This window comes from Actimicrobium antarcticum (genome assembly GCF_039536745.1).
Lineage (GTDB): Bacteria > Pseudomonadota > Gammaproteobacteria > Burkholderiales > Burkholderiaceae_D > Actimicrobium > Actimicrobium antarcticum.
This window is the reverse complement of record NZ_BAAAZE010000001.1, coordinates 102,541-115,327: the sequence shown is the minus strand read 5'-3', so window position 1 is coordinate 115,327 and position 12,787 is coordinate 102,541. Positions and strand designations below refer to the sequence as shown.

12 protein-coding genes are annotated in these 12,787 nt (G+C 57.8%); 2 read left to right on the top strand and 10 right to left on the bottom strand.

What is annotated here, in order from left to right; genetic code table 11:
* Positions 1-643: 643 nt before the first annotated feature.
* Both ABD720_RS00515 and ABD720_RS00510 read right to left on the bottom strand, forming a co-directional pair.
* Positions 644-844 (bottom strand): YjfB family protein, encoded by a 201-nt coding sequence (locus tag ABD720_RS00515; RefSeq protein ID WP_344761222.1) that lies wholly within the window; start codon positions 842-844, stop codon positions 644-646.
* 331 nt (positions 845-1,175) lie between these two features.
* Positions 1,176-3,254, bottom strand: coding sequence for a 3-hydroxyacyl-CoA dehydrogenase NAD-binding domain-containing protein (locus ABD720_RS00510; RefSeq protein WP_344761221.1), 2,079 nt, complete (start codon positions 3,252-3,254; stop codon positions 1,176-1,178).
* Between the two features lie 499 nt (positions 3,255-3,753).
* Between ABD720_RS00510 and ABD720_RS00505 the strand changes: the two genes are divergently transcribed.
* Positions 3,754-5,358: an NAD(P)/FAD-dependent oxidoreductase gene (locus tag ABD720_RS00505; RefSeq protein WP_344761220.1), complete on the top strand. Its 1,605-nt coding sequence runs from the start codon at positions 3,754-3,756 to the stop codon at positions 5,356-5,358.
* 467 nt (positions 5,359-5,825) lie between these two features.
* Here the strand turns inward: ABD720_RS00505 and ABD720_RS00500 are convergent, their stop codons facing one another.
* From ABD720_RS00500 to mltG, 8 genes are all read right to left on the bottom strand, one after another.
* Positions 5,826-6,212: a hypothetical protein gene (locus ABD720_RS00500; RefSeq protein ID WP_344761219.1), complete on the bottom strand. Its 387-nt coding sequence runs from the start codon at positions 6,210-6,212 to the stop codon at positions 5,826-5,828.
* Positions 6,213-6,522: 310 nt separating this feature from the next.
* Positions 6,523-7,212, bottom strand: a complete 690-nt coding sequence (locus ABD720_RS00495) for an ankyrin repeat domain-containing protein (protein ID WP_344761218.1) — start codon at positions 7,210-7,212, stop codon at positions 6,523-6,525.
* Positions 7,209-7,988 (bottom strand): TatD family hydrolase, encoded by a 780-nt coding sequence (locus ABD720_RS00490; RefSeq protein ID WP_344761217.1) that lies wholly within the window; start codon positions 7,986-7,988, stop codon positions 7,209-7,211. The genes ABD720_RS00495 and ABD720_RS00490 overlap by 4 nt, the downstream gene beginning before the upstream one ends.
* A gap of 18 nt (positions 7,989-8,006) precedes the next feature.
* Positions 8,007-8,507 (bottom strand): GNAT family N-acetyltransferase, encoded by a 501-nt coding sequence (locus tag ABD720_RS00485; protein WP_344761216.1) that lies wholly within the window; start codon positions 8,505-8,507, stop codon positions 8,007-8,009.
* A gap of 71 nt (positions 8,508-8,578) precedes the next feature.
* Positions 8,579-8,953 carry a PilZ domain-containing protein gene (locus ABD720_RS00480; protein WP_344761215.1) on the bottom strand — a complete coding sequence of 125 codons (375 nt, stop codon included), beginning with the start codon at positions 8,951-8,953 and terminating at the stop codon, positions 8,579-8,581.
* Positions 8,954-8,965: 12 nt separating this feature from the next.
* Positions 8,966-9,994: a DNA polymerase III subunit delta' gene (locus ABD720_RS00475; protein ID WP_344761214.1), complete on the bottom strand. Its 1,029-nt coding sequence runs from the start codon at positions 9,992-9,994 to the stop codon at positions 8,966-8,968.
* Between the two features lie 67 nt (positions 9,995-10,061).
* Complete coding sequence (gene tmk / locus ABD720_RS00470; protein ID WP_344761213.1) at positions 10,062-10,670, bottom strand: dTMP kinase; 609 nt, start codon at positions 10,668-10,670, stop codon at positions 10,062-10,064.
* 23 nt (positions 10,671-10,693) lie between these two features.
* On the bottom strand, positions 10,694-11,683 hold the full coding sequence (mltG, locus tag ABD720_RS00465; protein ID WP_344761212.1) for an endolytic transglycosylase MltG: 990 nt from the start codon (positions 11,681-11,683) through the stop codon (positions 10,694-10,696).
* A 99-nt stretch (positions 11,684-11,782) separates the two neighbouring features.
* On the opposite strand from mltG, the gene ygfZ reads away from it, so the two are divergent.
* Positions 11,783-12,787: a CAF17-like 4Fe-4S cluster assembly/insertion protein YgfZ gene (gene ygfZ / locus ABD720_RS00460; RefSeq protein WP_344761210.1), complete on the top strand. Its 1,005-nt coding sequence runs from the start codon at positions 11,783-11,785 to the stop codon at positions 12,785-12,787.

The following is a 12,787-nucleotide window of genomic DNA, read 5'->3' as shown; positions in this document are numbered from 1 at the left end:
AATGGGCATTTCCGTATCAAAATGTGGCGGATGTTTTGCCTGGCCGGCCACCAGTGAGCCAGACGAGGGCGTCGTCGAACGGCATGCAACAGCGGATCGTCCGCGCAGTGCGCAACAGCAAACGGGCGGACAACCGCAGTCAGGTTCTCTAGCCGGTCGAACGCCTCGACGATCCCTGGGAAATCGCAGCGAGTCCCATGCACGGGCCGCACTCCCGGCAGCGGAAACCAGTGCTGGATCACATTCCCAAACAGCAGCGGCCTCTATTGGCGGACTCTCATCAATACGGGAGAGCATCCACGTCGAATCTCACTCACCGCAGTCATCGCTGACATCGATTCCTACCCAGATATCGTCGGCATTCGTTCAGTTTGAGCCGATGCCCCCCAATCCTGTGGTGGCGCCAGGCCTGGCGAGCTTACCCGGTCTTTTTTCTCCGCGCGAAAGCGAGGGATCTGAGATGAGCATTGCCCGCGCGATGTTCAACCTCAATAGCCATCGATCGGAAGTCGGCACTATTCTGACTGCGCATGCCGTCTCCGTGCCTGCGTCTCTCACAGCGTCGCCGTCAGGATCGTCATCGTCGTCACTTTGCGGAGAGTCATCGGAAAGATCACGCTAGCGTCACGATCGGTGGCGTAATTCAGGCAGTCGTGTTGATGGTCCTGCCCAGATTTGGTGGCAAGCTGCTGGTGGTTGGGACTGCAGGCAGTGCGTCAAGCAGCGCGCTGGCGGTCGAGGTTTCGGCATCCAGTGCCTTTTTCAGCACCGCGATACTGATAGCCTGGTCGGTCCGTGTCGCGGATGCATTGCTGACAAGGCTGGCAATGGAACTCACACTCATGATGCTCTCCGGTCGGGTCTTTCATTTGGTCGATCCATTCATCTGTAGCTAGTTATCGGTTCGCGAAGTCACCGACTTTAGCGGATTGCCGAAAATTTATTCTGTAAATGGCGTTGGTGGGGCAATCATCAGCCCTCTGGCGCGCATCGAAAGAGTGTGGATTTGCTCGCGCTGCCAGGTGTTGACTACGTTGAGTTGGCGGTTCTACAAATGCGTGCGCTAGCGCGGCCTACGGAACTCGAACGTGACACACCAGTTAATTCGATCGCCGTAAAAAAAGCCCCATGACGTCATGGGGCTTTTTTATTCGTCGTACAAAACCTCAGCAACTTCAGTTAAAGGTCTTGCCCTCGGCAGCCAGCTTCACCAGCAACGGTGCCGGTTTCCAGGCGTCGCCGTGACGGCCTTTTGCCAGCTTTTCCATCGTCATCAGCACATTCGGCAAACCGACCGTATCGGCATAGAACATCGGTCCGCCACGGAACACCGGAAAGCCATAGCCCGTGAGGTAGACCATGTCGATATCCGAAGCACGCATTGCGATGCCCTCTTCGAGGATATGTGCGGCTTCATTGACCAGCGAGTACACCAGTCGTTCGATGATTTCCTGATCACTGATCTTGCGTCGCTCGACCCCGATATCGGCCGAGTGCTTGATGATCATGTCGTTGACGAGTGCCGATGGATACGCCTTGCGGTCACCCGCCTTGTAGTCGTACCAGCCGGCGCCGGTCTTCTGGCCGTAGCGGCCCAGTTCGCACAGCAGATCGGCAGTTTTCGAATACGTGATTTCCGGCTTTTCCAGATAGCGGCGTTTGCGGATATACCAGCCGATGTCATTACCGGCCAGGTCACCCATGCGGAACGGTCCCATCGCAAAGCCGAATTTCTCGACTGCCTTGTCGACCTGCTCCGGCAACGCGCCTTCTTCGATCAGGAAACCAGCCTGACGGCTGTACTGTTCGATCATGCGGTTACCAATGAAGCCGTCGCACACACCCGATACGACACCGGTCTTCTTGATTTTTTTCGACAGCGCCAGGGTGGTTGCCAGGACATCCTTGGCAGTGGCTTTGCCGCGCACGATTTCCAGCAGCTTCATAACGTTGGCCGGGCTGAAGAAGTGCGTCCCGATCACGTCTTGCGGCCGCTTCGTGAACGAGGCGATCTGGTCGACGTCCAGCGTCGAGGTATTCGATGCCAGGATCGCGCCCTGCTTCATGACTTCATCGAGCTTCTTGAACACGGTTTCCTTGACGCCCATGTCTTCGAATACGGCTTCAACGACGATGTCGGCCTGGCCGATATCCGCGTAGTTCAGGGTGCCGCTGATCATGCCGACGCGCTGGTCGAACTTCTCTTGCGTGAGCTTGCCCTTCTTCATCGTGTTTTCGTAGTTCTTGCGGATGGTCGCGATGCCCTTGTCGAGCGCTTCCTGTTTGGTCTCCAGCAGCATCACGGGGATGCCGGCATTGACGAAGTTCATCGCAATCCCGCCACCCATGGTGCCAGCACCGATCACGGCGGCCGACTTGATGGAGCGCACCGGGGTATCGGCCGGTACATCAGGAATCTTGCTGGCAGCGCGTTCGCCAAAAAAGGCGTGACGCAATGCTTTCGATTCCGTGGTCTGGACCAGTTCGATAAACAGGTCACGTTCGAACTTGATACCATCGTCAAACTTTTTCGTGACCGATGCGGCGACGGCCTCGACACATTTCAGCGGAGCAGGATACGGACCCGACATCGCCTTGACGGTATTGCGCGAAAACTGCAGGAAGGCTTCGTAATTCGGGTAGTCAACCTTGATGTCACGCACTTTTGGCAGTGGTCGTGCGTCGGCGATGCTGGCCGCAAAAGCCAGTGCACCCTCCATCAGGTCGCCCTCGATGATCTTGTTGAACAGTGCGGTTTTTGCCAGCTTTTCGGACGCAACCGGCGTACCAGACACAATCATGTTCAGCGCCAGTTCCAGGCCGACCACACGTGGCAAACGCTGCGTACCGCCAGCACCCGGCAAGATCCCGAGTTTGACTTCCGGCAGCGCGATCTGCGCGCCGATTGCCGCAACGCGGTAGTGACAACCCAATGCCAGTTCCAGTCCACCACCCATGCATACCGTGTGGATCGCGGCGATCACCGGCTTGCTGGCACCCTCGACCACGTTGATCAGCGTGTGCAGCGATGGCTCGGCGAACGCGCTCGGCGAATTGAACTCCTTGATATCTGCGCCACCTGAAAATGCCTTGCCGGCGCCGGTCAGCACGATGGCTTTCACGGCATCGTCGGCCAGTGCTTTGCGGACACCCTCGACGACCGCAGTACGGGTCGACAGGCCCAGTCCGTTGACCGGTGGATTGTTGAGCGTAATGATGGCAACAGCGCCATTGACCTGATATTCGGCAGTCATGTCTCTTCCTTTTGAATGGGTGAACCCGGTATGGGTAGCGGGTATTTGCAGCGTAACGATCCGTCTTTTTCGACCTGCACTATAACCTGAAAAGAACGGTCGTATTATTTTTTATGACAACGTCAGCGGTCAGATTGTCATCAACCGCATGGTCCCGCAGTAAAACGAAATGTCCGCCCTGGCAGCGAGGTCGACCCGGATCAGCTTAACGAGAAAACCACCGCGTATCCATCCTGCGTTTGAGGGCCGGTGAATGACGATACTCCAGAGACGCAATCGACTGGTCAACGCCGTGGCGCCGGCAACAGGTGCTGCCCTCTTGCGCGTTGGCGTTCTGCAGGCCTCTAACGAGGGTAAAAACCGCCAGCACCTTAAAAAATTTACCTGCTTGGCGATGCCTTCATCACCGGTTCGCCTGCGGTAAAATGGCGGCCGTTCCCGCCTCAACCCTGTCCGCTGCACGCTGGTGCCCTGCGGACGCACTCGAAAAATATTATCCATGTTGCGATTGACCGATGTTCAACTACCGCTCGACCATGTCGAGACGGCTCTGCCTGATGCGATCATCGCGCGTCTGGGGATTACCGCAGCGGAGTTGATCAGTTTTACGATCTTCAAGCGCAGCTACGACGCGCGCAAAAAAAACGCCATCCTGATGATTTATTCGCTCGATGTTGTCGTCAGCGATGAAGCGGACGTGCTCAAGCGCGTGGGTGGCAATCGGCTCGTCATGCCTGCGCCGGATACCGGGTATCACTTCGTGGCCACCGCACCGGCGCATTTGCGGTCGCGTCCGCTGGTCATCGGCACCGGGCCATGCGGGCTCTTCGCCGGCCTGATCCTGGCGCAGATGGGATTCAAACCGATCATTCTGGAACGCGGCAAGTCGGTGCGGGAACGGACCAAGGACACCTTCGGTCTGTGGCGCAAGCGTGAACTGCATCCGGAATCGAATGTGCAATTTGGCGAGGGCGGCGCGGGTACGTTTTCGGATGGCAAGCTGTATAGCCAGATCAAGGACCCCAAGCATTACGGCCGCAAGGTCCTGGTGGAGTTTGTCAAGGCCGGCGCGCCGCCAGAAATCATGTATGTCAGCAAACCGCATATCGGTACGTTCCGGCTGGTCAAAATGGTCGAGGAAATGCGCGCAACGATCGAAGGTCTAGGCGGAGAATTCCGTTTTCAGAGTCGTGTCGACGACTTGCTGATCGAAAAAGGTCAGGTGCGCGGATTGACCCTGTCTGACGGCACCGAACTGCTCAGTGACCATATCGTGCTGGCCATCGGCCACAGCGCGCGCGACACCTTCGAGATGCTGCACCGGCGCGGCGTGTATATCGAAGCAAAACCGTTTTCGGTCGGCTTTCGCATAGAGCATCCGCAGTCGGTCATCGACCGCAGCCGGCTCGGTCCGAACGCCGGTCATCCGGTGCTGGGTGCGGCAGATTACAAACTGGTGCATCACGCCAGCAATGGCCGTTCGGTCTACAGCTTCTGCATGTGCCCGGGTGGCACCGTGGTCGCTGCGGCGTCTGAGCCGGGCCGGGTCGTCACCAACGGCATGAGTCAGTATTCGCGCAATGAACGCAATGCCAACAGCGGTATCGTGGTGGGTATCACACCGGCAGATTATCCGGGTGGTCCGCTCGCCGGCCTCGAATTCCAGCGTCAGTGGGAATCCCGAGCCTACGAGCTGGGCGGCTGCAATTACAGCGCGCCGGGACAGCTGGTCGGGGACTTCATTGCCGACCGTCCGTCGGTCGAGCTCGGCGCCGTAACGCCGTCGTACACGCCCGGCGTGCAACTCGGTGACCTGAATACAGCGTTACCGCGCTATGCAATCGATGCGATTCGTGAAGCCCTGCCAGAGTTCGACAAACAGATCCATGGCTTTGCGATGCAGGATGCGGTACTGACCGGCGTCGAAACCCGGACCTCGTCGCCGATCCGCATCAATCGCAATGACGACTGCCAGAGCCTGAATACGATCGGTCTGTTTCCGGCCGGTGAAGGCGCGGGCTATGCGGGCGGGATTTTGTCGGCCGCGGTGGATGGCATCAAGGTTGCGGAAGCGGTTGCGTTGAGCATGATGGCGAAGGCATGAACAATTCGATCGGACGCAATTGAATCGGGCCCGCCCTTTAAAGGTGGGCGTTGCCTGCAAATTTCACCAGGCAAACCACCGACTATTGGGCTGCGAAGTCAGCCCTCGCAAGGTGGGCGTCGAACAGCAAACACAGTGACGGTGACGTTGCCGAATCGTAGGTTGGGCTGCGAAGCCCAACATGCGTCAGGTTGCTTTGCGGGTTGCCACGACGCGCGGTCTGCGGGCTGCGGTCTGCGGTAGCTAAAACGGGTTGCGCTCCGTGGAGCCAAGCCGGGTGCGGCCCGGCAGCCGCTCACTTTTTTTGCTTCGCCAAATAAAGTAAGCAAAAAAAGGCGACCGCTAGACCGCTGCCCTGCGGGTTCCCAAATACCGCGCCCGGTCAGGGGGAGGGCCGCAAACTCGCTACGCTCAGACAGTGCGGCCCTCTTATCCCCTGCCCGGACACGGTATTTGGCAGCGGCCTTTTATGCGGAATTCAAGGTCAAAACCAAGCCCAGCCTTGGTGATTGATTGATGGTCAGGCTCGCTTTGCGCGAGAAAGATGACTTGTAAAAGCCTTGTAGGTTTTGGGTTTTGACGTTGGTTTTGACGTCGGTTTTGACGTTGGTTTTGAACTCGATGTCGATCACGACGAGGAAGTTTTCTCGCGCAAAGCGAGCACGACCATCTCGCTGGTTCCAAGGCTGGGCTTGGTTTTGACCTTGAATTCCGCATAAAAAGATCGCTGCCAAAAACCGGGTGCGGCAAGAGGAGAAGAAGCCCGCACTGTCTGAGGTGTAGCAGGGGTTTCGGATCGCATGCGATCCGCCTGCGGAACGGGATCCGCTTGCAAGCGGATCTGCGCCCTGCAAGGGTAGCGAGTTTGCGGGCTTCCCTCTTGCCGTACCCGGTTTTTGGGAACCCGCAGGGCAGCGGTCTTGCGGTCGCCTTTTTCTTGGTTACTGCTTTTTGGCGAAGCAAAAAGAAGTGACCGGCTGCCGGGCCGCCCCCGGCTTGCATCAACGGAGCGCAACCGTTTTAGCTACCGCAGACCGCGCGTCGTGGCGACCTACAAGGCAGCTTGACGCAAGTCGGGCTTCGCAGCCCAGCCGACGATTCTGCAACGAATTCGACGCTTTGTTCGCAGCCCATGCACCACCTTGAAAGGGCTGGCTGCAATGCCTAGCGAGGCGCAGCCCGCTGTATGCGCCACGCCAGACCTTCGGCAATATCTTTATGGTCGAATTTTTTGGCCAGATCGATGGCCGTCATGCCTTGCTCGTTTTTCAGGGTGGCATCAGCACCTTCATCGAGCAGCAGTTTCACGGTCAGGATGTGCCCGCCACGCGCCGCCATCATGATCGGCGTGGTCTTGTTGGGTGATTCGGCGTCGATGTAGGCGTAGTGATCGAGCAGCAATTGCACGATCTCGTTGGCACCTGCCGTTGCCGCGTAATGCAGCGCTGTCCAGCCGGGACGATTGACCTCGGCTTTTCGCGCAAGCAGCGCCTGCACTACCGGCTTGTTCGATGTGTAGGCGGCCACCATCAAGGCTGTATCGCCATTGCGCGAACGCGCTTCAACGTCCAGCGTGGGTGCTTTCAGCAGGACCTCGACGACGTCCGATTTTTTTTCACGCAATGCCAGCATCAGGCCGGTTTCACCACGCTCGGCATCAATCGTGTTCGGATCGACACCGCGCTGCAGCCATTGCTTGACCTGATAGGCATTGTCAGAGCGCACCGCAAAAAAATAATCGTCGTAAGCGCCAGCGACCGCACCACCGGGCAAGGTTGCGCTTGCCGCGAGCAAGGCGATTGCCAAAACCAGCTGCCGCCAGCGCTTGCCGTTGCCGAACTGAGGTCCGTTCATCGTGCAATCCTGAACAACTTGAAAAAATTATCCGTGGTCTGTTGCGCCACCCGTTCTACCGGTAAGCCCTTCAGGCTGGCGATGTATTCGGCCACGTGTCGTACCAGACCCGGTTCATTCATTTTGCCGCGATGTGGCATCGGCGCCAGATACGGCGAGTCGGTTTCGATCAGCATGTTTTCCATCGGGACGGCAAGCGCCACCGCTTGCAGGTCTTTCGCACTTTTGAAAGTAACTATGCCGGAAAACGAAATATAAAATCCCATCGCAATCGCCGCCTCGGCCACCGCAAGTGATTCGGTAAAACAATGCATCACGCCGCCAGCGCCGCCGTCGTGTATCCCGGCGCCCTCTTCCTGCATGATGCGAATAGTGTCGGACGACGCTGCGCGGGTATGGATGATCAATGGCTTGCCGGTCGCGCGCGACGCGCGGATATGCACCCGAAACCGTTCTCGCTGCCAGTCCAGATCACCGGTCAGACGAAAGTAATCCAGCCCGGTTTCGCCGATGGCAACGATCTTCGGATGCTGCGACAAGCGTACCAGTTGCTCGACGCTGGGTTCGGGCGTGTCGACATAATCCGGATGCACGCCAACCGACGCATAGATGTGATTGTATTGCTGCGCCAGTGCCAGCACTTGCGGAAAGTCCGGCAGGTCGACCGACACGCATAGCGCATGGGTGACCTTGTTCTCGGCCATCTTGTCGAAAATCTCCGGCAAGCGGGCCGCGAGTTCAGGGAAATTGATGTGGCAGTGGGAATCGATATACATGCCACGATTGTACCTGCCTCAGGCGACCCGCTTGCCGACGATGATCAAGTCACGTTCGATGCCATCGAGGGTCGCCACGCGCGGCATCTCGGCCCAGCGCGAGAATCCGAATTTATCGAACAACGCCAGGCTGGCACGGTTATGACCAAAGATGAATCCCAGCAGGGTATGTACGGCAATGCTGGGTGCAAACGCAATCGCCTCGGTCAGCAGATAGCGTCCCAGTCCTTTGCCACGTACTGCTTCATCAATATAGATCGACAGCTCGGCCGTGCCGGAATACGCCGGGCGACCATAAAAATTCGAATACGACAGCCAGCCGATGACATGCTGGCCGGCACCTTCCACCACCCACAATGGACGCAGCGCAGGATTGTGCTCGGCAAACCAGGCCAGGCGCGACTCCACTGAAATTGGCGTGGTGTCGGCCGTCACTTCACGTGACGCAACCGTACTGTTATAGATGGCGACGATGGCCGGCAAGTCGTCGATGCGGGCGAGACGATGGGTAAATGACATGGAGAGAGTCCGACAGAAACGGGATTGAGGATGAACCTGAGCAGGTCTTTCAGGATTGATCGTGGTGATGACTACAGCGTATGGGTGGCGCGTGACGAGCCTAATGCCGCGCCCAGCAGCTCTTCAATCCGGGCACGTACGCGCTGGCCGCTTTCGTCGTCAGGCAAATGAACACCAATGCCTTGCGCCTTGTTATTGTTGGCGCCTGCCGGCGTGATCCAGGCAACCTTGCCGGCAATCGGATACTTGTTGGCATCGTCCATCAGGCTGAGGATCAGATAAATTTCGTCACCCATCCGGTATGCCTTGCTGGTCGGAACAAAAATTCCCGCATTCTTCAGGAACGGCATGTAGGCCGCATACAGTGCCGATTTTTCCTTGATGGCCAATGACAATACCGACGGTCTTGCCACGCTGGCGCTGCCTGATGCGGGTAATTCGGCCATAACCGTTGAATCCTATTGAAAAAGAAGTGAGTAATCGAGCAGCATATCCTCGATGAACAGCTTGGCCGATAACGGATGTTCCGCGATCGCTCGCCGCTCGTTGGCCTGGCGCAGTGCAACCAACAACTGATCGATCCGGACGCGGCCAGCCAGCAGCGCGAGTTCGTTGTGTCTGCGAGGATAATACCGGATGTTGCCAGAAAGCTTGTACGAGAACATGTCGTACAGCCAGCGTTGTGTCCATACCACCAAGTCACGATTTCCTGCCTTCTGCAACTTGTCTGCGGACTTCAACGCCGCCTCGACGGACGGCCGCGCGAGCATCCCCAGCAACTCGTCCTGCAAGTCGTGCGAACCGGCGCGCGATACCTCCAGCGCGGCTAACGGCGCACCACCCTGTTCGGCCAGCCAGATATCAGCATCCTTGACCTGCTGGCCGGCCAGCCAGGAAAGCGCGTCCGGCGCTGATGGCGTCGGCAGCGCAAATTGGCGGCAGCGGGACAGGATGGTGGGCAGGAGCTGATCCAGGCTATTCGATACCAGTAAAAAAACCGTCTCCGGAGGCGGCTCTTCCAGCGTCTTCAGCAGCGCATTGGCCGACGGCGTATTCAAGGCCTCGGCCGGGTACAGCAACACCACGCGCTTGCCATTGCGGTGGGTCGAGATATTCATGAAATCCGCCAGCGCCCGAATTTGCTCGATACGGATTTCTTTCGATGGCGTTTTGCTGGCCTTCGCACTTTTTTTTGTGTCGCCGGAGTCATCCTCCTCCGCACCATCGTCGTCCAGCATTTCTGGCCTGACGCGACGGTAATCCGGATGACTGTACTGCGCGAACCAGCCGCACGACAGGCAGACCCCACACGCATGTCCGTCCGGCTTCGGCGTTTCACAGAGCAGTGATTCCGCGAAAGCCTCGGCAAAAGCAGTCTTGCCTGTGCCGGCATTGCCATGGAAAAGAATCGCGTGCGGCAATCGTGCACGCAAGTCCTGCAGTTGCTGCCAGGCGGCGTGATGCCACGGATAGATCGCGGTAGCCATCAGGCGCTTTTACTCTTGAAGTAAAATCTTAAATGTAAAACATTAAGAGTTAGTTTATCCATATTTTTCATATACTTGAAAGAATAACCTCAAGTGCATTGCGAACTTCGTCCATCGGCTTTGTCGAATCAATGATCCTGAAGCGCGCCGGGAATTGCGTCGCGCGTCGCCGGTATTCTGCACGTACGTCGGCAAAGAAATCCGCCTGTTCCCGCTCGAACTTGTCATGCGACCCGGCGCTATCGAGCCTTGCCCGTGCCACTTCTAGCGGCACATCAAACAGCAGGGTCAGGTCGGGTTGCAGATGCGGATGCACCCAGGTTTCCAGTTGACCCAGCTTGTCGATCGACAAATGCCGACCGCCACCCTGATAGGCAAACGTGGCATCGGTGAAGCGGTCCGAGATGACCCAGTCACCCCGCGCCAGGGCCGGTTCGATCACTTGCGCCAGATGTTCGCGGCGGCTGGCAAACATCAGCAAGGCTTCGGTTTCGAGGTGCATTTTCTGATGCAACAACACTTCGCGCAGTTGCTCGCCGAGTGCAGTACCACCCGGCTCACGGGTAGTCACGACGGTATGTCCGCGCGCCGCCAGCAAGTCGGCCACGAAGCCGATATGACTGGATTTGCCGGCGCCATCAATGCCTTCAAAGGTAATGAATTTGCCGCTGTTCATGAGGATTTTTTCATGATGGATCTTTACCGCTGATATTTGTTGACTGCCCGAATATGGTCGGTCAGGTTGCTGGAAAATACGCTGCTGCCATCCCCGCGCGCGACAAAGTACAGCGCCTCGGTGCGCGCGGGATTGAGTGCGGCGGTGATCGCGGCGTTTCCGGGCAAGGCGATGGGCGACGGTGGCAAGCCTGCGCGGGTGTACGTATTGAACGGGTTATCGGCCAGCAAGTCGCTCTTGCGAATATTGCCCTGGAATTTTTCACCCATGCCATAAATGACGGTCGGGTCTGTTTGCAGCAGCATGCCGGTCTTGAGACGGTTCACGAAGACCCCCGCGATCATGCTGCGCTCGGATTTCTGGCCGGTCTCTTTTTCGATGATCGATGCCATCGTCAATGCCTCGTAGGGCTTTTTGTAGGGTAGCGACGGATCGCGTTTATCCCAGGCGGCGGCAAGTCGTTTGAGCATGGCGATATGGGCTTGCCGATAGACTTGCAAATCGCTGACGCCTTTGGCGAACAAATAAGTATCAGGAAAAAACAGACCTTCCGGCAAAATGAAGTCCGTCGATATCTTGGCCAGCAGTTCGGTATCGGACAGCGCCACTGTGTCGTGCTTGAGCGCCGGATGCAGCGCGATCGCCTGGCGCATCTGGCGGAAAGTCCAGCCTTCGATAATCGATAGCGACTCCTGTGCAAACTCGCCGCGGGCAAGCTGATCGATCAGTCGCAACGGCGTCGTACCCGGTTTCAGTTCATAACTACCGGCCTTGATCCGGCTGCTTTTGCCACTCAGGCGCGCCAGCCACTCCAGGGCAACCGGTTGCACCGGAATACGCTGGGCAGCGAGTTGTTCTGTCACGCTGCGTACGCTGCTGCCAGGCTGGATCGTAAAGTCGACCGGTCCGGCGCCCGGCGTCAGGATCGGCTGCTTTGCCCAGTACAGCATGCCTGCGGCTACGCACAGTGCCGGCGCAACCAGCCACAGAAAAAGTTGTTTGAAAAATCTCATCAGTCCTCGGGTTCCGACGCGATCTCGGGCACGCATCTATAATCAGCTCGGAATGATAAACGGATAACCCGATCTTCTCCTGACTTTCTCCGGAACACCATGACTGACTGGCACCAATTCATTGCATCACAAACCACCACTTCCAACGCCACCGGCGTCTCCGGCAAAGGGTTCTTTTCTGCGTTGACCGACCTCGGCCTGATGGCCTGCAGCGGTGACGATGCGGCCAATTTTTTGCACAACCAGCTCACTAACGATGTGGAACATCTGACTCTGGATGAGGCCCGACTTGCCGGTTACTGCACGCCCAAAGGCAGATTGCTGGCCTCGTTCCTGATGTGGCGTTCAGCCGACTCGGTGATGCTGGAGGTATCCCGCGACATCCAGGCCACGGTCCAGAAGCGCCTGCAAATGTTCGTCATGCGCGCCAAGGCAAAGATCACCGATGCAACAGATGCGTTCGTCATCCTCGGTTTGGGCGGCGCTGCAGTGGCGCCCGTTCTGGCGCAATGGTTCCCGGTCGTACCTGCTGTGCCTTTTGGCAAAGTGGACACTGACGCAGGCACGCTGGTGCGCGTGGCCGATGCCGCCGGAGTGCCTCGTTACCAGTGGATCACCAGCCCGGCGATTGCACTGAGCGCATGGCCTGCACTGGACGCTGGCCTCGAATTTGCCAGTCCCGAGGCCTGGCGACTGTCGGAGATCACGGCAGCCATTCCCCACATTACCTTGCCGACCCAGGAAAAATTCGTTCCGCAGATGATCAATTTCGAGGCAATCGGCGGCGTGAATTTCAAGAAAGGCTGTTATCCCGGCCAGGAAATCGTCGCCCGCAGCCAGTACCTCGGCAAACTCAAGCGGCGCATGCTGCCAGCGTCTGTTTCGGCCGCCGAGGCGGTCGCCGGCATGGAGGTATATGCCGATAAAGATGCCGAACAACCGTGCGGGATGATCGTCAATGCAGCGCGCGATCACGATGGCGTCTATCATTGCCTAATTGAAATCAAGACAGCGGCTCTGGACGGCGACAATATTCGCCTCGGCTTGAACGGCGCGGTACTGCATTTTTCTGCGCTGCCTTACGCCCTGCCCGACACCGTCTGA